Here is a 22,083-nt window from a genome sequence, read left to right on the forward strand (position 1 = left end):
AAATAGATCGACAATTATCAAGTCAAAAAAGCTGAATTTTATGAATTAACACACTGTTAACATCTAGTCCATTTGATGTACGATGATGCGATTTTAGTACTATGCGATAATATACGATGGGGGAGGCTGACGATGGACATACTTCAAGAAAACCATTCTGTTGAATTTGAAGATGACGCTATTGGTGCACTGACACAACTTGAGAATGGTAAGTTTATCGAGGTTCCAGAAGGGGCCAGCCCTGCGGGTCGCATAGTCCGCCAAGTAGCGGATAAAATGATGCAGTTTTGTGAGCGCTCCCTGGGGCGTATGGTCGATGTCTCTATCTCGCTCAATAATGCCGTCATTTCCGCCGCATCCATGACCCACGATGTACGGGAAGTTGATCATTTTAGTCACTCAATTCATGCGGCATCCGCTGACATGATCGCCACGGTGGATGAAATTTCCACCAATTCTCAAGCCGCTTCTGCTGAATCTCAGATGGCATTAGAAGCCTCACATTCCGGAAAAATGGCTGCGGAACGTTCCGTCACGACCATGGAAACTATCGCCCGCGCGGTCGAAGACGCCGCCGCTAAGGTGGATACGCTTCAAGGCGCCGCCTCGCAAATCAGCGACATGGTCGGTGAAATTGACGCTATTGCCAAACAGACGAACCTTCTGGCGTTGAATGCAACCATAGAAGCGGCACGTGCGGGCGATGCGGGCAAAGGCTTTGCCGTGGTGGCCTCGGAAGTGAAAAACTTAGCCAACCAAACCTCGCGGGTGACGGATGAAATCACCAATCGCATCGACAACTTGCGCAAGGAAATGAACGTCATCGTTAAATCCATGGAAGAAGGTGCAAACGCCGTTGCTGCGGGTCGTGAAGTCATTCAAGAGACCTGCGATGAGATGGATACCATTTCCACGCACATTGCCGATGTCACCAATCGTATGGGGGAAATCGCCAATGTTTTGGTGCGCCAAACGGATGCTTCTCAACAGGTGAGCAAAGGGATCACGGAGATTTCGGATATGGCGGAAAAAAACGTGGCGTCCATTGACAAAGTGGTTGATGCCATGGAAAACGCGGACAAACACATCACCGCCGACATGGACGATTTGATGGCCATGCAAGTGCCCAACGGCACCATAATGCGGGCCAAGTCTGACCATGTGATCTGGAAGAAAAAACTGGCCGGTATGATGAAAGGCCGTTGTACCCTTAATCCGGATGAATTGGCGGATCATCACACGTGTCGTTTAGGCAAATGGTACGATGCCGTAACCGATCCAACCCTCAAAAACCACCCCGCCATGAAGGCCCTGAGTACTCCCCACGCCTTGGTGCATAAGCACGGTATCGAAGCGGCCCGAAAATTTCAAAATGAAGACTTGGATGGTGCGATTGCGGAAATCTATTTGGTGCAAGAGCCGTCCGCCGAAGTGCTGCGCCTCCTGGATGAATTGATCGCGTCCCATTAGGGTCAGGACCTATTAATTTGATGCATTTTTAACAAATCCGTTCCGGACGGGACGATTTTTACGCCTGATGTCCTAGCTTTTCGTCGGAAGTGATTGGGTGTCTTCAATTACCTGACGCACAATGGCTTCCAGCATGATTTCGCGGGGAAAGGCATTGCGGTTGAGAAACTGCCGGGTGACAAAGCGCGCCAGAAGTCCCAAATTGCGGTTAAAGGGCATGGCCGAGGCGATGTGGTCACAGTTGAGCACGCCCAATACGGTGGCGTTCGGCATGATTTGGTCGCGGAGCAGCATTTGCCCGTCGTTAAGCGGCGAAATGGTGGTTAAGGCTCGATAGGACGGCAACATCCCCTTTGACACCCCCTCTTCCCCCACGGCCGCGCCTAAGCTGTAGACGCGCACGCCTTTGGGCATTTCAAAGTGACTTAAAAAATCCGTACGGGTTTTGGGGCTGAGGCTGTGCACCGCGTCGCCGTTAAAGCGCGCGCAGTTGAACAACGGCATATTGCGCTCAATCCATTTCAGCCATTTGGGCGACATCTGCTGCAAAGGAGAACCGCAAACACAGCCAACGATGGAGACGATAGCGTCGATGTGCGCTACAACGTCGGGATACAGCGCCAACATCTCCAACGTGTCAGCGGCCCCTTTGGACATGGGGACCAAGATGGTGAGTTCACCGGGCTTGGTGCCTTGGGCTTTGATATGCTCATACAGCCGCCCGGCATTGAACGCGCACCCGCCTCGTCCGGCCACCGGGGCGATGGAGGTGCGAGCCCCCAAATCTTCCATGTGCGCCAGTGCATCGGTTAAGCAATCGGCCAAAAAGGCCACGCATTCGGTCAAAAAGCCCGGAACGGCGATGACGTTGATACCGTCCAACGCCCTCGACACGTCAACCTTGGCTCCGCTGCCTAGTGGAGGAGGTCCAAGATCCGTAAAAATCGATTCCGTTGAACGGGCATCCGGCAAAGACGGGCCGTGATGGGCATTCAGCTCTGCGATGATTTCACGAAACCGCCCACGCCCGTCGCAAAGGCTTTGGCGGTCGATCGCTAAATTGAGGGGAAAATCATCAGGCAAGCTCATGGTGCAACATAGCAAGTCTCTGTGATTGTTTCTTTACAAAAAAAAACGCCCCGCTTTGTCTAAGGGGCGTTTTTGAACCAAGACTGTGCTGGCGTTAAAAAACCATGGATATGATCATGATGACGAATGCGCCTGCGGCAATCAGTGCCGTGGCACCAACAGGTATCAACAGGACCAGTGGCCAGTGACTTCTCTTCGGGGCGCCGACCAGGTGTGCGGTATATTCATCAACGTGAGGTGAACGCATAAAGCCTCCTTTGCGCACCGGGTGCGCGGTCTTGTGTGATGAAAGTTAATTATACGCTATTTTGTGGAAAATTGTGCTAAAAACATTGTTTTTCAGATAAATACTTGGAATAACACAAGAATTTTGAGTGTCAAGGTGTGCCCCACACCGCAGCCCTTAAAGGCGAAAGCGGCTGTCGATCAGTTGGACCAGTTGCTCGGTGCACGCTTCAACGGACAATCGCCCGGTGTCGAGCACCAGTTCGGCTTGTTCGGGGCGTTCATAGGGCGCGTCGATGCCTGTGAAGTCTTTGATTTCTCCGGCGCGGGCTTTTTTGTACAAGCCTTTGGGGTCGCGGGTTTCACAGACTTCCACGTCGGCCGACAAGAACACTTCGACAAAGTTTTTTCCGCCAATCTTGCGGGCCAATTGGCGTTCTTCGTGATAGGGCGAGATGAAGGCCGCAATGGCGATGATGCCGGCCTCGGCAAACAAGCCCGCGACTTCACTGACGCGTCGGATGTTTTCGCGTCTGTCAGATTCTGAAAAACCGAGGTTTCCCGACAAACCGTGACGGATGTTGTCGCCGTCTAGGACATACGCCTGAAAGCCTTTGTCGAACAGATGCTTTTCCAAGGTAAATGCCAACGTCGACTTACCTGAACCAGACAGTCCGGTAAACCACACCACGCCCCCCCGGTGACCATTTTTGGAATGGCGCTCAGTGGCCTTAATGCGGTGGTCTACGCGAGTGATGTTTTGTGATTTTTGGCTCATGGGGGCGGAGCATATTGTGCTGTATGGGTTAGGTCAATATTACACTCTCGTAAACGATGATCTCGACGGCGCGAACAAGGCGTGAAAGAATGCGCCTATGAAAATTGACGTGTTTTTTGATCCCATCTGTCCGTGGTGTTTCATCGGCAAGCGCCGACTTCAGCGTGCCTTGGGTTTGCGCGCCACCATCAGTGCAAGTCTGGTGTGGCGTCCGTTTATGCTGAATCCGGAAATGCCTCCGGCCGGTATGGACCGCAATGCCTACTTGATGCATAAATTCGGCACCGAACAGCGCGTGCGGCGGCTGTTGGGGGCGTTGGAAGAAGCCGGGCAGTCTGAAGAAATTTCGTTTCGCTTTGACCGCATCAACTTGACGCCTTCGACCGTCAACGCTCACCGGCTGGTTCATTACGCGGATGAATTCGGTTTGGCTGAAAGCGTGGTTGAACGGTTGTTTTGCGCCTATTTCCAAGAAGGCCGCAACATTGGCGAACTTGATGAACTGTCCGCACTGGGGCGTTCCATCGGCCTGGACGGCGGCGCACTGGATGAATACCTAGACAGCAGCACCGACATTTCCTGGGTGCGCGAACAAAACAGTCGCGCGCATCGCATCGGCGTCAATGGCGTGCCGTGTTTTCTGCTCGACGGCGAACTCGCCCTGCAAGGTGCCCAACCGCCCGAAATCATCGCCCGCTTGCTCGACGCCGCAGCAGCTTAGGCTTCAGCCTCAGCAATATCGGCCAGAGTGCGGACCAAAGTGATGACGCCTTTGAGCCTGTCAGATTCGGAATTCCAGGCGCGCTTGATGACCAGTTTGTGATCGGGGCGCAGGTTGACCGTGCCGACTTGGTCGGTGATGTAGCGAATAAGGCCGCCCGGATTGGGGAAGGTGTTGTTGTGAAACGACAGCACCGCACCCTTGGGGCCGCTGTCGATTTTGTCGATGTGCGCACGCTTGCACATACGCTTTACGGACACGATGTTGAGCAGGTTTTCCACTTCACCGGGCAGCTTGCCAAAACGGTCGATCAGCTCTGCGGCGAAGGCTTCTGATTCTGGGTCACTGGTCAACCGCGACACGCGGCGATACAGCTCCATGCGTAAATTTAGATCCAAAACGTAGCTTTCGGGGATCAGCACCGGAATGCCCAGGCTGACTTGCGGAGAGTATTCCTCAGCGGGCGCGCCCTCGCCGCTGATTTCACCACGCGCCTCGGCGACAGCTTCTTCCAGCATGTGCTGGTAAAGCTCGACGCCCACTTCGCGAATGTGGCCCGATTGCTCTTCACCCAACAAGTTGCCCGCGCCGCGAATGTCCAAATCGTGGGACGCCAGTTGGAACCCAGCGCCCAAGGTGTCCAAGGTTTGCATGACGGTGAGACGCTTTTGCGCCGTCGGGGTAAGCTTTTTGCCCGGTGGCAACGTCAGATACGCATAAGCGCGGGTCTTGGAGCGCCCCACCCGGCCGCGCAATTGGTACAACTGGGCCAAGCCGAACATGTCTGCGCGGTGGATCAAGATGGTGTTGACGCTGGGCAAATCAAGGCCCGATTCAATGATGTTGGTGGACAGCAACACGTCGTACTTGGCGTCGTAAAAATCAGAAATCACATCTTCCAAATCGCTGGCGGGCATTTGCCCGTTGACCACGGCGACGGACACTTCGGGGACCAATTCTTTCAATTGTTTTTTCAAAAAGGCTTGGTCTTGGATGCGCGGACAGACGTAGAACGTTTGCCCGCCGCGAAAACGTTCACGGATGATGGCTTCGCGCACCACCACGGGATCAAACGGCGTGACGAAGGTACGCACCGCCAAACGGTCCACCGGCGGGGTCGCGATGAGGCTCATTTCCCGCACCCCCGTCAGCGCCAGTTGCAGCGTGCGCGGAATCGGCGTGGCGGTCAGTGTGAGTACATGCACATCGGCTTTTAAGGCTTTCAGCTGTTCTTTGTGTTTGACGCCAAAGTGCTGTTCTTCGTCGATGATCAGCAAGCCCAAATCGCGAAAGCCGATGTCTTTGGCCAGCAATGCATGGGTGCCGATGACGATGTCCACGTCGCCCGATTTCATGGCGTCTTTGTTGGCTTTCATGTCTTTGGCGCTGACCAGTCTGGACAATTGCGCGATCCGGACGGGAAAGCCCTTAAAACGCTCCTGGAAGTTTTTGAAGTGTTGGCGTGCCAGCAACGTGGTGGGCACCACCAAAGCCACCTGACGCCCCGACAGGGCCGCGACAAACGCGGCACGCAGTGCGACCTCGGTCTTGCCAAAGCCCACATCGCCACACACCAGGCGGTCGGTGGGACGGCCCTCGCCCAAATCCGCCACCACACTCCTGATGGCTCGGGCCTGGTCTTCGGTTTCCGTGTAAGCAAAGCGCGACGCAAATTCATCCAACGCGCCGGGGTCCGGGATCATGCGCTCAGTCGTGCGCAATTCGCGCGCCGCCGCGATTTTGATGAGCTCCTCGGCCATGTCTTTGAGGCGTTCTTTCAGCCCCGCACGGCGCGCTTGCCATGCGGCACCGCCCAGCTTGTCCAACTGCGCGCCCGCGTCTTCCGATCCATAGCGGGTTATGACGTCAATGTTTTCGACCGGCAAAAACAGTTTGTCTTGACCGGCGTAAATCAGCTTTAAACAATCGTGTGCGGCTCCGCCCACATCCAAGGTCACAAGCCCGGCGTATTGCGCGATGCCGTGTTCGATGTGCACCACCATGTCGCCTTCGGATAAGGTGGTGACATCGGCGATGAAGTTTTCTGCTGAAATCTTGCGCTTGCCGGGGCGGCTTAGGCGTTCGCCCAAAATATCTTGTTCGGAAATAACGCAAATGTCCGCCGTCACGAACCCGCGTTCCAAGCCCAACACGGCCACCCCGATGACGCCCTTGGCCAAGCCTTGTGCGGCGGTCCAGCTGTCGATCAACGCCAGCGGCTCCAAGCCATGCTCGCCCATCACCGTCATCAAACGGTCGCGGGTGCCTTCGCTAAACGCCCCGATAAATGCCCTTTTGCCTTCTTTTTCCAAGGCTTGGACATGGTCGCCCAAGGCATCGAAGACGTTGATGTCGGGATTGACGCGGGCGTCGGAAAAATCCCGCCCGGCTTTGGCCCCACCGTTGATGACGCCCTCCGTTTCGGGGGCGTCAAAGGGGTCCAAATCGGCGGCGGCAAAAGGCTTAAGGACTTGGGGGATGTCTTGCGCGCCCAAATACAGACGTTCCGGCGGGACAGGTTTGTAGGGCGGCGCGTCGGATGACTGCGCCCCTACCTTTGTCCCCTTGGGCCCACCCAGCATAGATTTTCGGGCTTGGTAGTATTCGTTGATCAGGTCCAGGCGGGCCTCCATGGCCTCGCTCGCTTGGTGATCCAACAAAACAATCGCGCCGGGCATATAGTCGAGTATGGTTTCCAATCGGCCATCGTAAAATAGCGGCAACCAGTGCTCCATGCCGATGTGACGGCGTCCTTCCGACACCGCTTCATACAACGGATCAGCCTTGGTTACGGCCCCAAACAGCGCCCGATATCCGGTGCGAAACCGGCTGATGGCGTCTTCGTTTAAGGGCACTTCGCTGACCGGGTGCAGGGCCAGTTCTTCGACGTCACCGATGGTGCGTTGGCTGGCGGGGTCAAAGCGACGCAGGCTTTCGACCTCATCGCCAAAAAAATCAAGCCGTACGGGCTCCAAAGCCCCTGTGGGGAAAATGTCCACCAAACCACCGCGCTTAGCGAATTCGCCCGGCTCCATCACCGTTTGGGCGTTGTGATAGCCGTGCTCAACCAAATAGGTGTCCAAAGCATCAGACGTTATGGTTTGACCTGGACGGATGATCAGGGTTGAGCCTTTGAAGGCATCACGCGGCGGCACGCGCTGCAAAAAGGCGCTGACACTGGCCACAATGACTCGGCCTTGACCTTCGGATTTCGACAACAACTGGGTCAGGGCATGAATGCGCTGGCTGACGATGGTGGCGTTGGGCGAAACCCGGTCATAGGGCAGACAGTCCCAAGACGGAAAATCAATACGTTCCACACCGGGAGCAAAAAACTGCAGCGCCTCATCCAAACGCGCCCCTGCCACGTCATCGCGGGCAATGAACAAAACGTCGCGCCCGCTTTTCGCCAATTCGCCCACCAAGCGGGCATCCATACCGCCGGGGGTGCCGGAAATGCGTATGCGTCCGGGCTGGGTGAAGTGATCAAGTACGTGTTTCACGCGTCTTTGGCCTCTAACGCGAAGGTTTGCAGGCGTTTCATCAAGTCCGTGTCCCACTCGGGTGGCACCGGGGCCTTGCCCATCACCCATTTGAACAGGTCCAGGTCATTGTTTTTAAGCAAAACCTCCAACGCTTCGACCTGTTGATCGCTCAAATCCATCAAATGGGCCTGGGCGAAGTCGCCAAAAATCACATCGTTTTCTTTCATACCCATATGGGTGCAATGAAATAGAAGGCGTTTGCGTTTGGCGTCCATCGATATGCTCGGCTAGTGTGGGAGGGCGAGTGAAGGTATAAATCTTTGTACGCCGTCTGTCAGCACACTCATTTGGGATAAACATGCGCCCTGAAGTCCTCTACCCCCTGTTCAAGCCTGTCGATACGCTCAAAGGCGTCGGTCCGCGTTTGAAGCCGGCGCTGGAGCGTCTTGTGGGCGGGCATGTGGTGGACTTGCTGTGGCACCTGCCCGCCGCCGCCGTTGATCGCCGCCATCAATGTAAAATCGCCGAGGCCGAACACGGCGCGCTGTGCACTCTGACGGTGCGCATTTCTCAGCATATCAAGCCATCCAGCCCGACGCGGCCTTATCGCATCCTTTGCGAAGACGAGACGGGTACGCTTGTGCTGACATTTTTTCGCGCCCATTCCGATTATTTGCTGAAAACCCTGCCCGAAGGCGAGCTGCGGGTGGTGTCGGGAACGGTTGAGCATTATTCGGGCGAAATCCAAATGACCCACCCCGATCATGTGGTGAAGGTTGAAGACATCGATAGCGTTTTGAAGCTGGAGCCCATCTATCCCCTCACCCAAGGTCTGTCGCAAAAGGTTCTTGCCAAGGCCATTCATGGCGCGCTGGCCCAAACCTCGGAACTGGCCGAATGGCACGACCCGGCTTTGATGGCCAAGCATGGGTGGAGCGGCTGGCACGAAAGCCTGTTGAAGGCGCACAATCCCCAAGAGACGACGGATATCGATATGCTGGCCCCGGCCCGCCAGCGGTTGGCCTATGACGAATTGCTGGCCAACCAATTGGCTCTGGCTCTGGTGCGTTTGGGTATGCGCAAGACCAAGGGCCACCCCACCAAAGGTGACGGCGCGTTGCGTCAAAAGGTCCTCGACGCCCTGCCCTTCACCCTGACCGGATCGCAGCTTAAGGCGCTGGGCGACGTTATTTCGGATATGGAATCGGACCACCGTATGCTGCGCTTGCTGCAAGGCGATGTGGGTTCGGGCAAGACCGTGGTGGCCTTGTTGGCGATGCTGGCGGCCATTGAAACGGGCGCGCAAGCGGTGATGATGGCCCCCACCGAAATTTTGGCCCGCCAGCACTTAAAGACCATTGAGCCTTTGGCCGAAGCAGCGGGCGTCAAGGTCGCCTTACTGACCGGGCGCGACAAAGGCAAAACCCGCGAGGCGTTGCTGGAGAATTTGAAGTCCGGCACCATTCAAATCGCTGTCGGCACCCACGCGCTATTTCAAGACGACGTGGCGTTTCAAAACCTGCGCCTGGCGGTGATCGATGAACAGCATCGTTTTGGCGTGCATCAGCGCCTGGAACTGGCCGCCAAGGGCCAAGCCGTGGACGTGTTGGTGATGACCGCTACCCCCATTCCCCGCACCTTGATGCTGACCGCTTACGGCGACATGGACGTGTCGCGTTTGGTGGAAAAACCCGCCGGGCGGCTGCCGGTGAAAACCAGCGTCATGCCGTCGGGCAAGCTGGGGAGTGTTGCCGAAGGTATATCGCGCAAGCTGGATGAAGGGGCGCGGGTCTATTGGGTATGCCCGTTGGTGGAAGAAAGCGAAAAGCTTGATTTGGCTGCTGCCGAAGACCGCTTTAAAGACTTAAAAAAGATGTTCGGCGACCGCGTGGGTCTGGTCCACGGGCGCATGAAAGGCAAAGACAAAGACGCCGTCATGGCGGCGTTTAAAGCGGGCACCATCGACATCTTGGTCGCCACCACGGTGATTGAAGTGGGTGTCGATGTCCCCGAAGCCACCGTCATGGTGATTGAACACGCGGAACGCTTTGGGCTGGCGCAACTGCATCAGTTGCGCGGTCGTATCGGACGCGGTCATGGTGCCTCTTCGTGTTTGCTGGTGTATCAAACGCCGTTGGGCGAAGTGGCGCAAAAACGCCTGAAAATCATGCGCGAAACCGAAGACGGTTTTGTCATCGCCGAAGAAGACTTAAAGCTGCGCGGCGCTGGTGAAGTGCTGGGCACACGGCAAAGCGGCTTGCCCCAATTTCGCATGGCGGATTTGGAAGCGCACAAGGCCTTGCTGACCACCGCCAGCGACGACGCCAAGGTGATTCTAAACGGCGATGCGGATTTAAAAACCCCACGCGGCCAGGCTCTGCGCACGCTTTTGTACTTGTTTGAACGCGACGCTGCGATCAAATATTTGCGATCTGGTTAAAGGAATTTTGATGAAATTTTTTTTCCTCACGCTCTCCCTTGTGTGTGCCTTGGCGTTGAACGCCTGGGCCAGCCCATTGGAGGACGGCCTGAGCGCTTATGAAGCCCAAGATTACGCGACTGCGCGAACGCAGTGGGAGCGCCTCCGGGACGACAAGAGCATAGCGGGCTTTTGGGCCAAGTATTATCTGGGCATTTTGTATGAACACGGCTTGGGCGTAGAGACGGATATGGCCAAAGCGTACAGCTATTATCGCCCCATCTATGGCCAAGTTTCGCGTGTTCTTTTGGATGCGGAAGAGCAAAAAAAGGCCAATGAAGCCCTGCCCATTGACGGCATTTACAGGATGGCCATGATTGACCTGACGAATGCACTGGAAATGGAAAAATCCACCGACAAAAAGGTCCGCGACAAAGCCACCCAGAAGCTTCAAGACCTGCGCATAGCGTTCGACGTTGCAGGCTTTTACCGCCACGGTGCCAGCTTTCACCAAAATGGTTTGCTAAGCCTCAATGGCGTGGGCAAGCGGTTTTACAAGGACCCGCCCCGGGCGTGGGCTTTTTTCACCTTGGCGGCTGAGTTGGGCAACCCCGGATCGCAAAAACAGGCCGATCTTTTGGCAGCAACGTTAAAGCCCCATAAGATGAAAGAAGGCCGAGAAATTTTAGACAGCTACCGTCCCTACATTCGCCAACCGTTTTAGGCTCAGGCCCTATTCCTCTGTGGATGTGTTCTCGGTCGAACGCACGACGTTTTTGGGCCGTTCGTCCTGAGGGCGATCGTCGGGTGGTGTGACGATGCCGCCGGAAATCACCATTTTCAGGGCGTCTTCAACGCTCATGGACAAAGACACCATGTCTTCTCTGGGCACGAAGATCAAAAAACCCGACGTCGGGTTGGGGGTGGTCGGCACAAACAGATTGATGACTTCCTTTTCCGTCAAGCTTTGCACTTCACCCTGGGTTTTTCCGGTGATGAACGCGATCACCCACATGCCACGGCGCGGATATTCAACCAATACGGCTTCGCGAAAGGCATTCGATTGCTGCGCTAAGATGGTCTCCAAGATTTGCTTCAGTGCTTTGTAAACCCCACGCAACACCGGAACGTTGTCCATAATCCCTTCCCAGGAGCGCTGGAAAAACCGTCCCATAAAGCCCGCCGTGAACGCGCCGATGAGGATGAGACCAATCACCAAAACCACGACCCCCAGCCCTGGCACGCCGAACGGCAGGTAGTTTTCAGGATTGTATTTCGCGGGAAACAGCGGTGTGACCTTGCTGTCTACATAGGTGACGAATGCCCATCCCAAATAAATGGTGATGGAAATCGGCGCGGTGATGAGAATGCCCGCAATGAAATAGCCTCTGAGCTTGCCCAGAACCCCACCCCGCGCGGGTTTTGAATTGGAACTTGAGGGACTGATTTCATCGGACATTTGGATCACTCTTCAGGGCTGAAGCGAAAGGATGGGAAACGCGAGCGAACACTCTAGCAAGCGCGGACAATCGGCAAGCGATATTCGTCCGTAAGTCAATATGAGGAATAAAAACGACAAAAATATGGTTTTGCACCCTATTTTTGCAGTTCGTTATGCGCTTTTTTGCCCATGGATCGGATGGTGTCGGCCATGATGTTCATCAGACCGCGAATAAACGGGTCGGCTTTGCTAAGCTTGTTGAGAAACATTTGTTCGGTGATGATAATCACTGTGGTGGGTTCCGCAGCGCGCGCCGTCGCCATGCGCGGGCTGTCGTCGATCACCGCCATTTCGCCAAAGATCCCCCCGACGCCAACCGTGCCCAACAGCACCTGTTCTTCGTCATCCCCTTCGCGCACAATATCAACACTGCCCTTTTGCACGATATAAGCCGTGTGCCCCGTTGTGCCTTGTTTGAAGATGATGTCGCCTTGGGGAAACACCTTGCGTTCGATCAGCACGTCATGTCCCATTCTTGAACACTCCTGGTTTCATTGTCTGAGGTAAACGTAACCTTATTAGGGAGATTTAGATAACTCTTTCGCAAAAAGAGTACGTGCGACCTCAAGGGCTTGGGCCTTGTTCAATCCTGGCTTCATTTGCGGGCTGTACAGGGTTTTGAGATATAATTTGTCCCACCGTGACCAATTCAAAGAGCTGTCGATCGGTTTGAACAAGGTCGGCCAATACGCATCCACATCGTTGGGCAGCCCCATCACCTGGGTCAGTTCTTCCAGCAAACATGCGTTAACTTCTGCTGGTTCAAGTTTCGCATTCACAAGAACGATAGCCTTCACGATCCGGTCGTTGGGGACTTTCCAACTTAAAAAAAAGCACCGTGCCGTCGGATCGTTGATCATCGTCGTCAACGCTGAGGCATCGCGTGGCGGAAGCTGTTTGGCCACCGCCGACATTTCTTGGCGATAAAGAAACATCAAATCGATCTTCGCATTGGGCGAGCCCGGGGCAACTTTTTTGAATTGAACGCCGGTAATTTCAGTCAGTCCGCGAATGTGGCGTGCGGCAATATCGATGAGTTGATCGGTTGAATGCCCTTGCACGGCAATCCCGATGGGACTTTCTTGCCATTTGGCGACCACGCCCGGCGCATCGCCGACCCCATATTCATCGCCAAAGACGACATTGCCGAAGTGGCGCACCAAATCATCAAGTTGCGGGCGCAGTTCTTCTGCTAAAAGCGGTGTGCTCATCAACAAGGACACACACACTCCCAGAACACAGCCTTGACGCCAAAAGATTTTCACCCGACATGCTCCAATGATTTAAGGGGATATCAACACTCTAACGCGATTGTTATGGGATTATTTTGTATCGTGATCCAGTCTTGTATAAAATACCACTGAAACGATCTCAGCCCAAAGACACCTTGAGAAAAAAGTGAGCACCATGTCCACATCAGCCTTGGTTTCCGTTATCGGTCCGGACCGCGTCGGTCTCATTTCCGCCATCACAGGACGGTTGTTCGATTTGGGCGCGGATCTTGGCGACACCACCTTTGCCGTTTTGGGTGGAGGTGCGGAATTCACCGCCATTTGCGAATTTCCCAGCGGCATTGAACTCGATGATTTATACCGTGAACTCGAAGCCCTGCCCGAACTTGAGGGGGCCGAGATCAAAGTTTCCAAGTTTGATCTGTATGCAACCCATCCCGCATCGGAAACCATCACCCACACCATCTCCGTTTCAGGCGGGGACAGCCCCGGTTTGATGGCGCGGCTGTGCGAAGTGTTTGAGCAATTTAATGCCAATATCGTGCGCCTCAATTCCGAACGTTTGCCGGTCGATGGGCTGAACCAATATGTGATCAGCGCGTCCGTGGCCATTCCGCCGGACACTGAAAATTCCTGCCTGGCCACTGTCACCAACACCGCCGGGGAATTGGGCCTGACGTGTGCGTGGCACAAAGTTCATCCGTAGAATTTTTTTACCGCTCATGGCATACTTTTGCGAATCCTGCCGACTTGGCTCAGGACCTGGCAAAATGCATCAATAGATCACTGACATCATGGCCCGTGTAAAAGACGATTATAGAGCCCTCACCGGACCCCAAAAGGCGGCGATTTTCATGCTGTCTTTGGACGATGCACAGTCGTCTGCTTTGTTTGAGTTGATGGACGACGAAGAAATTCGCGAACTGTCGCAGATCATGTCGAACCTGGGCTCGGTCAATTCCAAGGTTGTGGAACGCTTGTTCCTGGATTTTGCCGACCAATTGTCTTCGACCGGGTCGCTGGTGGGGTCGTACGATTCCACCGAACGGTTGCTGAGCAAGGCGCTGGGCGAAGAGCGCGTGGCGCAGATCATGGAAGAGCTGCGCGGCCCTGCCGGGCGCACCATGTGGGACAAGTTGGGCAACGTCAACGAAGCGGTTCTGGCCAACTATTTAAAGAACGAATACCCGCAAACCGTGGCGGTGGTGCTGTCCAAAATTCGCCCCGATCACGCCGCCAACGTGTTGGGTACCTTGCCGGAAAACTTCGCCATGGAAGTGGTCATCCGCATGCTTTCGATGGAAGCGGTGTCGAAGGAAATTCTCGACCACGTGGAAAAGACCCTGCGCACCGAATTCATGACCAACCTGGCGCGCACCGCCCGTCAAGACAGCCATGAAATGATGGCCGGTATCTTCAACACCTTGGACAGAAACACCGAAACCCGGTTCATGGGGGCGTTGGAAGAACGCAACCGCGAAAGCGCCGAACGCATCAAACAGTTGATGTTCACCTTCGACGATCTGGAACGGGTCGACAGCTCCGGCATTCAGGTGTTGCTGCGCCAGACCGACAAGGGGCAACTGTCCATTGCGCTCAAAGGCGGCTCGGAAAGCGTCAAGGAACTGTTTTTCTCCAACATGTCGGAACGCGCCGCCAAGATCATGCGCGAAGACATGGACGCCATGGGTGCTGTACGCTTGAAAGACGTCGACGAAGCCCAGGCCGCCATCGTCTCCATCGCCAAACAACTGGCCGACAGCGGCGAAATCGTCATCGCCGGACAAGGTGAAGAAGAGCAGCTGGTTTACTGACCCTAAAGACCGTGACCGGGCAAGCCCAGAATAAAGGTCGTGAAATCGCTTGCCGACAACGGTCGAGAAAAGAAATATCCTTGAATTTCATCACACCGATAAGCCTTGAGAATATCAAGCTGCTCTTCGGTTTCGACACCCTCGGCGATGATTTTGCGATTGAGGGTATGGCCCATATTGATGATGGTGTGGATGATCTCGGCGTCGTCTTGGTCGACGCTGATATCATTGACGAACGAACGGTCGATTTTGATGGTGTCGATGGGAAACCGTTTGAGATAGCTCAGCGACGAGTATCCGGTGCCAAAGTCGTCCATGGAAATGTGCACACCAAAATCATGCAAGTCTTCCAGGGCCGCGACGATGACCTGCGCGTCGCTCATTAACATGCTTTCGGTGATTTCAATTTCCAGCGCACTGGGTGGCAGGTTGGCGCTTTTTAGCGCCGATTTGACGATCCCCACGAACGACGTTTCGCGCAACTGACGCGCCGACAGGTTGACCGCCACCTTGATGGGCGGCAAGCCTTCTTTGATCCATTGCGCATGTTGACGACACGCGGTGTGCAGGGCCCATTCGCCGACCTCGACCACCATGCCGGTTTCTTCCAAAATGGGGATGAACTTCACCGGGCTGACCGTTCCCATGGTCGGGCTTTCCCAGCGCATCAGCGCCTCAGCACCGGTCACCCGGTTGGTTTTGAGATCCAGTTTGGGCTGATACAAAAGCAAAAACTCGTCATGTTCCAAGGCTTTGGAGAGCCCGTTTTTGACGATCAGGCGTTCTTTCACCTGCTCGTTCATGTCAGCGGTGAAGAATTGATAGTTGGCTTTGCCCTCTTCCTTGGCCCGGTACATCGCCGCATCGGCGTTTTTCAAAAGTTCAAGGGCATCCAACGCATCATCGGGGTAAATGGTGATGCCGATGGAGCCGGAAATAAAGGCTTCGTGGCCACCCAGCAAGAACGCCCGGCCAAGAGTGTCCAAGACTCGTTGCGCCAACAACGGCGCATTTTTGGGGTCGTCCAAGTTGGGCATGATGATGGTGAATTCATCGCCGCCCAAACGCGCGACCGTATCCCCGGTGCGCACGCATATACCCAAACGCTTGGCGGCTTCCTTCAACAGCAAATCACCGATGTTGTGACCCAGAGTATCGTTGACCAGCTTAAAACCGTCCAAATCGATGAACAACAAGCCCAGGTTGCTGGACGTGCGCTCCATATTGTTGATGGCCTGGGTGAGACGATCCAAGAACAGAGAACGATTGGGCAGGCCCGTCAGGCTGTCATAATTGGCCTGGTAGAGGATGCGCTCTTCATCTTGCTTGCGCTTGGTGATGTCGGAAATGATCGCCGCGAATTGCATGACTTCGCCGTTGGGATTGGTGATGGCAGTCACCGACAGGCGTTCGGCGTACTCCTCGCCATTTTTGCGCAGATTCCAAAATTCCCCTTCCCATCGTCCCTCAGCCTCAAGCCCCGCCCACATTTCATCAAACATCGCCCCGGTGTGGCTGAGTGCGGTGTGATTGATGGGGAACTTGCCGATGACTTCTTCGACGTCGAAACCCGAAATGGATGTGTAGGCTGGATTGACCGAACTGATTTTAAAGTCGGGATCAATGATCACCACGCCTTCGACCAAAGCTTCAATGACTTCTCCGGCCAAGCGCAACTTATCTTCAGCGCGGTGACGCTCAACGATTTCCTGGGTCAGTTCACGGGTGCGTTCCTCGACCCGCATTTCCAATTCGTCATGAGCGCGGCGAATTTGTTCTTGGGCTTGCTTATTCTCGGTGATGTCGCGCACCACCCCGGTGAAAAAGCGTTTTGTGCCATGGGTGAGCTCTGTGACGGCCAGTTCCAATGGAAAAATGTCGCCGTTTTTGCGCATACCTTGTTCTTCGCGTCCGGTGACGCCAATGATCTTTTTCTTTCCCGTGGCAGCGTAATTCGCCAAATATTGATCGTGCTGAGCCCCGTGGGGGGCCGGGATCAGCATGGAGATGTTGTGGCCCACCACTTCGCGGGCTTCATAGCCAAAAATGTGTTCCGCAGCCTTGTTAAAAGCGACCACTTCACCACGAATATTGATGGTGATGATGGCGTCGGCAACGGTGTTCAAAATTCCGCGCAGACGCTGTTCACGTTCTTGCAAAATTTCAGCCGTGCGGGTGCGTTCGGTGATATCGCGCGCTTCAAGCATATATTGGCCATCACCGATGGGCGAGAATTTGACATCGGCGTCGATAATATCAGCATTGGCTGCCAAAAACTTGAGCGGAAAAGGTTCTTTTTCATCGGCAAACACATCCAGTCCCATTTCGATCACGTTGTGATAGTCGGGGTGGACAATATGGAGGAACGGACGACCGGAAAGGCCCACCGCGCTGGTGTAGCCTAAAATCCGCCAAGCGGCTTCGTTTGACAGCAAAATGTAACCGTCACGATCCAGCACGCAGATCATCGCCTGCGAACTTTCAAACAGGTACTGATAGAGATTGCTGCCGATCAGGTCGCCTTGCTGCTTTTGGGCAACCGTGCGTACACGGCGTGCCCGAATGGCGATGCCGTCAGGGCCAATTTTTAATGAACTTATGGCGACGTCAAACGGCTCGCTGGAGTCAGAGGGCACCATTTGCACGACGATTTCCGTACCGGGTGACGTTCTGGCCGACAACGCTTCGGCAGCTTTGGGAAGATGGTCGGGAAAAATGTATTCGGCAAAAAAGGACCCCAGCACCTGATCGGCCTGATCCATTCCCAGCATCGTGAGACCGTTTTCATTAATGTCGACAATGCGGCCGTCGCGAAGGAACACGGCCAAGTCATTTTGCAGACAGTCAAATAAACTGCGCGCCCACCCAGCAGGAGCATGCCTTTGACCAGCCTTCCCCTCATCCGACGAAGCTTGTTTTTTGGTTTTAACTGTCATGCCCGTGGTTTGCTTTGTCGGTTTGGTTGATCAAATTTGGTGTCATCTTAAACCTGTACCGCCTCCGCCTTAGCTCATCGTAAATCTTCAACAATTTCAGCATCATTCTTTCCCTGCATAAGCTCAATTGCAAGCAAAGATACGGGAGTGGTTCGACTTAAGAGCAGAGCATTAATTCTAGGCCGTCTAAGACAAGAGGACTAGGCATTCAGACGCGCTCAAAACGAGTCTATTTAGAGGGGGAATCAGCGGTTCCAGGGCGCTTATCCCTTCGGCGGAACAGCCTTGAGTTTTTTGATTAAGGACCCAACTTGTTCCCAAAAGAAGAAGTCACCCATGTAGCCGACAATGCGTCCCATTTCTTTACCGTCTTCAACGGCGACAAAAGTGGGGGTGTAGACGACGCCTTTGATAAAAGCTAAGTCAGCAGCTCTTTCGTCGTGAACATCTTCATGGCGCAGAGGTAAAATTTGCGATTCTTCCGTCTTGGGGTAGATTTCGCCAACCTCTTCGTCCCATCTTTCGCAAACCAAACACGCACTTGAGCCGAAATAAATCAATTCTGCCGCACGGCTCTGTGCGGTAAAGGCAATCGTAGCCACGACAACCAGCGCTGACGTGATCAAGGCGAAGAGTGTTTTCGGCATCGGCTTGCATCTCAACACGATAAAGGAAAACTGATCCCAAAGCACGCCGGCAACTTGGCACATGGGCGACTTAGCGCCAACGGCCTTGGGATCTTTCGTTTTCAAAACACAGCGATATCAGAACATCGCGGAAGCATTTTGATCAAAAAAGAGCTTAGCCTTTTTCGATTTCGTAGGTGAACACACCGCCGTTGTCGTTGCTGCTCAGCAACTTGTTGCCGGTGGATTTGCAAAACGCTTCCATATCTTTCACGGAACCCGGATCGGTCGACAAAACCTCAAGGGTTTCGCCGGTGGCGAGGTCTTTCATCGCTTTTTTGGTTTTCAGGATCGGCAGAGGGCAGTTCATGCCTTTGGTATCAAGAGTTTGGGTAGCCATTCTTAATCTCTCTCTTGTCTGAGGGTTTTTGGTTAAATACGAAAATCCTAAGTGGATAAAACAATGGGCTTTGTCAGATTGAAGTCCTCGTGCCCCTTAAAGGCCAATATTGATAAACTTGAGGCATACGACCCGCAAGCACGAAGCAAGATTTTTTTGGTTTGCAAATTGGCAGTGGTCGTAAATCTTGGTGACGACCATGGCGACGGACAAATCTTCCGAAGCTGCCAATTCTTCAAGAACATTCCAAAAAGCACGCTCCAAACGGATTGTGGTTGAATGTCCATGAATTCGCAAAGAGCGGCGTTCCGGCAAAAACTCCGTATCTTGGTTGCCCGTACTACACAAACCGAACAACTGATTTAACGGCGTTCCTTCATCTTGTTCATGTTCACGTTCATTCCCAAGGTTTGCAATCACGTCAAACGCTCCATTTCGCCATTTACAAAGCACTCAGAGGTCCTTTTTGAGTGTAAATGCGCCTCGAATGTCGCCGATGGAAAAGCCTCGTGCTTGGTCTGTGGGGTACAGCCCATCCAGCTTTGCTGCGACGTCGGGGTTCAATTTGTCACCATGACAGCTTAAACAAACCTCAGCGGTGCCGATGGCTTTCATGAAGCGGTATTGCTTTACGCCGTTCACCTCAACCACTTCACCAAAAGCAATGTCATCAGGGCTTTCACCTGCGGCTTTGCGCGCCTCAAACTGGTTGAGAACATCGCGCTCCCACGCATCCGCTTCATTGCTGGGGTTGCGGAGTTTTAAGCTGGTGCGCGCAACATCCCAACCGGTGCTGGCCATTGCCGCAGCCGCGATCGCTGGTGCCTTTTCGTTACACACGCCAATGGCATGGATCGGTCCGCCATTTTTCATGCCGTCTTGTAACGCCATTTTCAACGGTCCGCCGAACGCTTTAACAACACCGACAGCTTCAGTTTTCAGCGCGGCTGTATCCATAGCGGTTACCGGGAAGGTGAATGCCAGCGCAAAAACGGCGCCGAAAGCCGCTTTAACAGCCCTGCTTTGGAATTTGGATTTCATTGCTATCCCCATTGCTTGATCACGATATCTACACAATCTACACAAAATGTAGGCCTCAACACGGCCCCTTTATGCGTGTGCAGTGCGCCGCCCAGATGTGTACACAGCGCTGTTACGCCAGTCACCATCCGGGCGTCCTGCAGTGAACTTAGATATACAAATTGATGTCAGATTCCAGGGCTTCGGCCATGTAGGTCGCCGCGCCGCCCAGTTCCATTTCCGGGATCATCATATCGGGGGTCCACTCGAACAGATCCAGCGTCATGTTACAGCCGACGATTTTCACGTCGCTTTCAACGCAGATGTCACGCAGTTCGGGAATAGAAGCAATACCCTTTTTCTTGATCATGTTGCGCATCATGGAAGACGCCATGGCGTCAACACCGGGAATAGCCGAAATGATGTTCGGCATGGTCATGTGCATGCCCATCATCGGCATTTCCATCGCCGGGTTGCCCAGGGTGGAAATCTGCAGGTGGCTCAAGTCTTTCTTCAAAAGTTGAAGACCGTAAAACGTAAAGAACAACGTCACGTCAATGTCCAGGCTCGCAGCCGTGGAAGCCAGAATGAACGGAGGATAAGCCCAATCGAGCGTGCCCTTCGTTACAATGATGCTCATCTTTTTGTTATTGCTGCCGTCACTCATGTTCGTCTCCCAATTGCGCCGTCCCGACCTACCCTGCTTCGCAGTCCCTGTAAGGTCGTCCTTGGCGTGTTGTGTTTGCTGTGTGGTGCACAGCCTTGGCTTCGCCTATCGATATTGACCTGCGCTTGTTGGCCGCGCTTTGATTTTAGATTTTGCTTATATACGCACAATCTAAACGTCAACGGAAAGGGCTTGGTAGTATTCGGTGCCCACTTTGCGTTTTTTCATCGCGCCGGATTTTCCCCCAGTATTTTACGTAAAAAACTGAGCAGGTCCCGCGCGACATTTGCATTTAATACGCACCCAAAAGACAGACATCTTCGGCGCGATAAACACTTAAGTCATGACTAATATACACGCCTCCAGCTTTTAGACAAACCTAATATACAAGCGCCGCGAAATGCTCTATATCCGTCGCACAAAAAAAATGCGAAATGTGGGATCAACTTCAGCGCATAAAGGCGGATTTAACCGCCATAAAACGCGATAATGGCTTTAAAATACCGGGAGAGTTAAGATGGAAGAGATGAGTGTGGCCACGCTGGTCGCAACGGCGGGATTCGCTGCAGGCATAGTGTTTGGAGCAACGGCGAACAAAACCAATTTTTGCACCATGGGCGGCGTTTCCGACATGGTTTTGATGGGCGACACCTCACGGTTTCGGGCCTGGATGTTGGCGATTGCCGTTGCGATTTTGGGCACCCAAGCCTTGCATATGATGGAGCTGATTGACCTGACCCTTACACCGGCTGATGGCGGTGCCATTTATTTGACCTCTTCCTTGGGGTGGCCCGGCGCCATTATCGGGGGCTTGTTGTTTGGTTTCGGCATGACCCGTGCGGGGGGCTGCGGCAACAAAACGCTGGTCCGACTCGGTGCTGGGAACCTAAAGTCCCTGGTGGTGTTTTTGGTCATGGGCGTGGTCGCTTACATGACCTTGCGCGGTCTGTTTGGTCTCGTGCGTTTGGAATTGGAAACGTTCAACACTGATTTAAGTGTATTTGGTTTGGAAAGTCAGTCGATGGTTGAAATCGCGGCTGCGCTCGTCGGGATGGAAACGGAAAGTTTGCGTTTGGGGGTGACGGCGGTGTTTGCATTCGCCATTTTGGCTTATTGCTTCAAAAGCGAAGAATTTCGCGGTTCTTCGTCAGACATCATCGGCGGCGTGATTATTGGTCTGTTGATTCCTGTGGGTTGGTACATCACGGGTGTGTTGGGCGCGGATGACTTCGCCCCTACCCCCTTATTTTCGTTCACCTTTGTCGCGCCGTCAGCCGAATCAATCCAGTATTTAATGACCTTTACCGGGGCCTCGATCAACTTTGGGATTGCCACCGTCGGCGGTGTTATCGCGGGATCATTCTTGATGGCTGTTGCCACCAAATCGTTCCATATCGAAGCGTTCAGCGGCGCCGATGACATGAAAAGTCACCTTGTTGGGGCCATTATGATGGGAATCGGCGGTGTTCTGGCCCTGGGCTGCACCATTGGTCAAGGCTTGACCGGCATGTCGACGTTGGCGCTGGGCTCGCTGATTGCTCTTATATCGATTATTCTCGGCGCTGTTTGGGGCTTGAAAGCCCTGGAAGAGGATTCCGTATTGGGTGGTCTGAAAGCCATGCTAACGCGCAGCTCTTAAATCACAATTGTGCATAATTTCGCGGCTAAGTGTCGCGCATATAACACTATTGAAAATGAGG

The 22,083-nt window shown here is 54.0% G+C and carries 21 protein-coding genes; 7 read left to right on the forward strand and 14 right to left on the reverse strand.

Going from position 1 to position 22,083, the window contains the following annotated elements; translation table 11 throughout:
* The first annotated feature begins 132 nt into the window (after positions 1-132).
* Positions 133-1,470 (forward strand): methyl-accepting chemotaxis protein, encoded by a 1,338-nt coding sequence (locus BEN30_RS09245; protein WP_069958064.1) that lies wholly within the window; start codon positions 133-135, stop codon positions 1,468-1,470.
* Positions 1,471-1,542: 72 nt separating this feature from the next.
* Here BEN30_RS09245 and BEN30_RS09250 read toward each other — a convergent pair whose 3' ends face one another.
* The 3 genes from BEN30_RS09250 to cysC form a co-directional block, all read right to left on the reverse strand.
* Positions 1,543-2,559, reverse strand: a complete 1,017-nt coding sequence (locus BEN30_RS09250) for a hypothetical protein (protein WP_069958065.1) — start codon at positions 2,557-2,559, stop codon at positions 1,543-1,545.
* Positions 2,560-2,653: 94 nt separating this feature from the next.
* Positions 2,654-2,806, reverse strand: a complete 153-nt coding sequence (locus BEN30_RS18630; RefSeq protein ID WP_170827009.1) for a hypothetical protein — start codon at positions 2,804-2,806, stop codon at positions 2,654-2,656.
* Positions 2,807-2,962: 156 nt separating this feature from the next.
* The gene (cysC, locus tag BEN30_RS09255; RefSeq protein WP_069958066.1) at positions 2,963-3,562 is read right to left on the reverse strand and encodes an adenylyl-sulfate kinase; all 600 of its coding nucleotides are present in this window, start codon (positions 3,560-3,562) and stop codon (positions 2,963-2,965) included.
* Between the two features lie 97 nt (positions 3,563-3,659).
* Between cysC and BEN30_RS09260 the strand changes: the two genes are divergently transcribed.
* The gene (locus BEN30_RS09260; protein WP_069958067.1) at positions 3,660-4,283 is read left to right on the forward strand and encodes a DsbA family oxidoreductase; all 624 of its coding nucleotides are present in this window, start codon (positions 3,660-3,662) and stop codon (positions 4,281-4,283) included.
* Here the strand turns inward: BEN30_RS09260 and mfd are convergent.
* Both mfd and BEN30_RS09270 read right to left on the reverse strand, forming a co-directional pair.
* On the reverse strand, positions 4,280-7,786 hold the full coding sequence (gene mfd / locus BEN30_RS09265; protein WP_069958068.1) for a transcription-repair coupling factor: 3,507 nt from the start codon (positions 7,784-7,786) through the stop codon (positions 4,280-4,282). The genes BEN30_RS09260 and mfd overlap by 4 nt on opposite strands.
* Positions 7,783-8,043 (reverse strand): FAD assembly factor SdhE, encoded by a 261-nt coding sequence (locus tag BEN30_RS09270; RefSeq protein ID WP_069958069.1) that lies wholly within the window; start codon positions 8,041-8,043, stop codon positions 7,783-7,785. Before BEN30_RS09270 ends, mfd begins: the two co-directional genes overlap by 4 nt.
* 83 nt (positions 8,044-8,126) lie before the next feature.
* On the opposite strand from BEN30_RS09270, the gene recG reads away from it, so the two are divergent.
* Together recG and BEN30_RS09280 are read left to right on the forward strand one after the other, a co-directional pair.
* Positions 8,127-10,208, forward strand: coding sequence for an ATP-dependent DNA helicase RecG (recG, locus tag BEN30_RS09275; RefSeq protein ID WP_069958070.1), 2,082 nt, complete (start codon positions 8,127-8,129; stop codon positions 10,206-10,208).
* A gap of 10 nt (positions 10,209-10,218) precedes the next feature.
* The gene (locus BEN30_RS09280; protein ID WP_069958071.1) at positions 10,219-10,911 is read left to right on the forward strand and encodes an SEL1-like repeat protein; all 693 of its coding nucleotides are present in this window, start codon (positions 10,219-10,221) and stop codon (positions 10,909-10,911) included.
* 9 nt (positions 10,912-10,920) lie between these two features.
* Here BEN30_RS09280 and BEN30_RS09285 read toward each other — a convergent pair whose 3' ends face one another.
* The 3 genes from BEN30_RS09285 to BEN30_RS09295 all read right to left on the reverse strand — a co-directional run bounded on the left by BEN30_RS09285 (position 10,921) and on the right by BEN30_RS09295 (position 12,899).
* Positions 10,921-11,646 carry a DUF502 domain-containing protein gene (locus tag BEN30_RS09285; RefSeq protein WP_069958072.1) on the reverse strand — a complete coding sequence of 242 codons (726 nt, stop codon included), beginning with the start codon at positions 11,644-11,646 and terminating at the stop codon, positions 10,921-10,923.
* 137 nt (positions 11,647-11,783) lie between these two features.
* Positions 11,784-12,161 carry a cyclic nucleotide-binding domain-containing protein gene (locus BEN30_RS09290; RefSeq protein ID WP_069958073.1) on the reverse strand — a complete coding sequence of 126 codons (378 nt, stop codon included), beginning with the start codon at positions 12,159-12,161 and terminating at the stop codon, positions 11,784-11,786.
* A gap of 45 nt (positions 12,162-12,206) precedes the next feature.
* The gene (locus BEN30_RS09295; RefSeq protein ID WP_139134944.1) at positions 12,207-12,899 is read right to left on the reverse strand and encodes a DUF2927 domain-containing protein; all 693 of its coding nucleotides are present in this window, start codon (positions 12,897-12,899) and stop codon (positions 12,207-12,209) included.
* Positions 12,900-13,095: 196 nt separating this feature from the next.
* On the opposite strand from BEN30_RS09295, the gene BEN30_RS09300 reads away from it, so the two are divergent.
* Together BEN30_RS09300 and fliG are read left to right on the forward strand one after the other, a co-directional pair.
* The gene (locus tag BEN30_RS09300; protein ID WP_069958075.1) at positions 13,096-13,626 is read left to right on the forward strand and encodes a glycine cleavage system protein R; all 531 of its coding nucleotides are present in this window, start codon (positions 13,096-13,098) and stop codon (positions 13,624-13,626) included.
* A gap of 88 nt (positions 13,627-13,714) precedes the next feature.
* Positions 13,715-14,734 carry a flagellar motor switch protein FliG gene (gene fliG / locus BEN30_RS09305; protein WP_069957273.1) on the forward strand — a complete coding sequence of 340 codons (1,020 nt, stop codon included), beginning with the start codon at positions 13,715-13,717 and terminating at the stop codon, positions 14,732-14,734.
* A 2-nt stretch (positions 14,735-14,736) separates the two neighbouring features.
* Here the strand turns inward: fliG and BEN30_RS09310 are convergent, their stop codons facing one another.
* The 6 genes from BEN30_RS09310 to dsrE2 form a co-directional block, all read right to left on the reverse strand.
* Entirely contained in the window at positions 14,737-17,670 is a 2,934-nt protein-coding gene (locus BEN30_RS09310; protein ID WP_069958076.1) for an EAL domain-containing protein, read from the reverse strand.
* 263 nt (positions 17,671-17,933) lie between these two features.
* Positions 17,934-18,362, reverse strand: a complete 429-nt coding sequence (locus BEN30_RS09315) for a thioredoxin domain-containing protein (RefSeq protein ID WP_139134945.1) — start codon at positions 18,360-18,362, stop codon at positions 17,934-17,936.
* Between the two features lie 109 nt (positions 18,363-18,471).
* Positions 18,472-18,696 carry a sulfurtransferase TusA family protein gene (locus BEN30_RS09320; protein ID WP_069958077.1) on the reverse strand — a complete coding sequence of 75 codons (225 nt, stop codon included), beginning with the start codon at positions 18,694-18,696 and terminating at the stop codon, positions 18,472-18,474.
* A gap of 96 nt (positions 18,697-18,792) precedes the next feature.
* Entirely contained in the window at positions 18,793-19,116 is a 324-nt protein-coding gene (locus tag BEN30_RS09325; RefSeq protein WP_211563342.1) for a ribbon-helix-helix domain-containing protein, read from the reverse strand.
* A 33-nt stretch (positions 19,117-19,149) separates the two neighbouring features.
* A complete protein-coding gene (locus BEN30_RS09330) occupies positions 19,150-19,737 on the reverse strand; it encodes a Tll0287-like domain-containing protein (RefSeq protein ID WP_069958078.1) in 588 nt (195 codons plus the stop codon).
* Positions 19,738-19,885: 148 nt separating this feature from the next.
* Positions 19,886-20,383 (reverse strand): sulfur carrier protein DsrE2, encoded by a 498-nt coding sequence (dsrE2, locus tag BEN30_RS09335; RefSeq protein ID WP_069958079.1) that lies wholly within the window; start codon positions 20,381-20,383, stop codon positions 19,886-19,888.
* Between the two features lie 517 nt (positions 20,384-20,900).
* Here dsrE2 and BEN30_RS09340 point away from each other — a divergent pair.
* Positions 20,901-22,022 carry a YeeE/YedE family protein gene (locus tag BEN30_RS09340; protein ID WP_069958080.1) on the forward strand — a complete coding sequence of 374 codons (1,122 nt, stop codon included), beginning with the start codon at positions 20,901-20,903 and terminating at the stop codon, positions 22,020-22,022.
* Positions 22,023-22,083 lie beyond the last annotated feature (61 nt).

It is taken from the genome of Magnetovibrio blakemorei, from assembly GCF_001746755.1.
GTDB classification, from domain to species: Bacteria; Pseudomonadota; Alphaproteobacteria; order Rhodospirillales; family Magnetovibrionaceae; genus Magnetovibrio; species Magnetovibrio blakemorei.

Excerpts from the sequence above, each read along its gene's own strand:
- BEN30_RS09245 (WP_069958064.1), top strand. The coding sequence starts at position 133 with ATGGACATACTTCAAGAAAACCATTCTGTTGAATTTGAAGATGACGCT.
- BEN30_RS09250 (WP_069958065.1), bottom strand. The coding sequence starts at position 2,559 with ATGAGCTTGCCTGATGATTTTCCCCTCAATTTAGCGATCGACCGCCAA.
- BEN30_RS18630 (WP_170827009.1), bottom strand. The coding sequence starts at position 2,806 with ATGCGTTCACCTCACGTTGATGAATATACCGCACACCTGGTCGGCGCC.
- cysC (WP_069958066.1), bottom strand. The coding sequence starts at position 3,562 with ATGAGCCAAAAATCACAAAACATCACTCGCGTAGACCACCGCATTAAG.
- BEN30_RS09260 (WP_069958067.1), top strand. The coding sequence starts at position 3,660 with ATGAAAATTGACGTGTTTTTTGATCCCATCTGTCCGTGGTGTTTCATC.
- BEN30_RS09270 (WP_069958069.1), bottom strand. The coding sequence starts at position 8,043 with ATGGACGCCAAACGCAAACGCCTTCTATTTCATTGCACCCATATGGGT.
- recG (WP_069958070.1), top strand. The coding sequence starts at position 8,127 with ATGCGCCCTGAAGTCCTCTACCCCCTGTTCAAGCCTGTCGATACGCTC.
- BEN30_RS09280 (WP_069958071.1), top strand. The coding sequence starts at position 10,219 with ATGAAATTTTTTTTCCTCACGCTCTCCCTTGTGTGTGCCTTGGCGTTG.
- BEN30_RS09285 (WP_069958072.1), bottom strand. The coding sequence starts at position 11,646 with ATGTCCGATGAAATCAGTCCCTCAAGTTCCAATTCAAAACCCGCGCGG.
- BEN30_RS09290 (WP_069958073.1), bottom strand. The coding sequence starts at position 12,161 with ATGGGACATGACGTGCTGATCGAACGCAAGGTGTTTCCCCAAGGCGAC.
- BEN30_RS09295 (WP_139134944.1), bottom strand. The coding sequence starts at position 12,899 with ATGAGCACACCGCTTTTAGCAGAAGAACTGCGCCCGCAACTTGATGAT.
- BEN30_RS09300 (WP_069958075.1), top strand. The coding sequence starts at position 13,096 with ATGTCCACATCAGCCTTGGTTTCCGTTATCGGTCCGGACCGCGTCGGT.
- fliG (WP_069957273.1), top strand. The coding sequence starts at position 13,715 with ATGGCCCGTGTAAAAGACGATTATAGAGCCCTCACCGGACCCCAAAAG.
- BEN30_RS09310 (WP_069958076.1), bottom strand. The coding sequence starts at position 17,670 with ATGACAGTTAAAACCAAAAAACAAGCTTCGTCGGATGAGGGGAAGGCT.
- BEN30_RS09320 (WP_069958077.1), bottom strand. The coding sequence starts at position 18,696 with ATGGCTACCCAAACTCTTGATACCAAAGGCATGAACTGCCCTCTGCCG.
- BEN30_RS09330 (WP_069958078.1), bottom strand. The coding sequence starts at position 19,737 with ATGAAATCCAAATTCCAAAGCAGGGCTGTTAAAGCGGCTTTCGGCGCC.
- dsrE2 (WP_069958079.1), bottom strand. The coding sequence starts at position 20,383 with ATGAGTGACGGCAGCAATAACAAAAAGATGAGCATCATTGTAACGAAG.
- BEN30_RS09340 (WP_069958080.1), top strand. The coding sequence starts at position 20,901 with ATGGAAGAGATGAGTGTGGCCACGCTGGTCGCAACGGCGGGATTCGCT.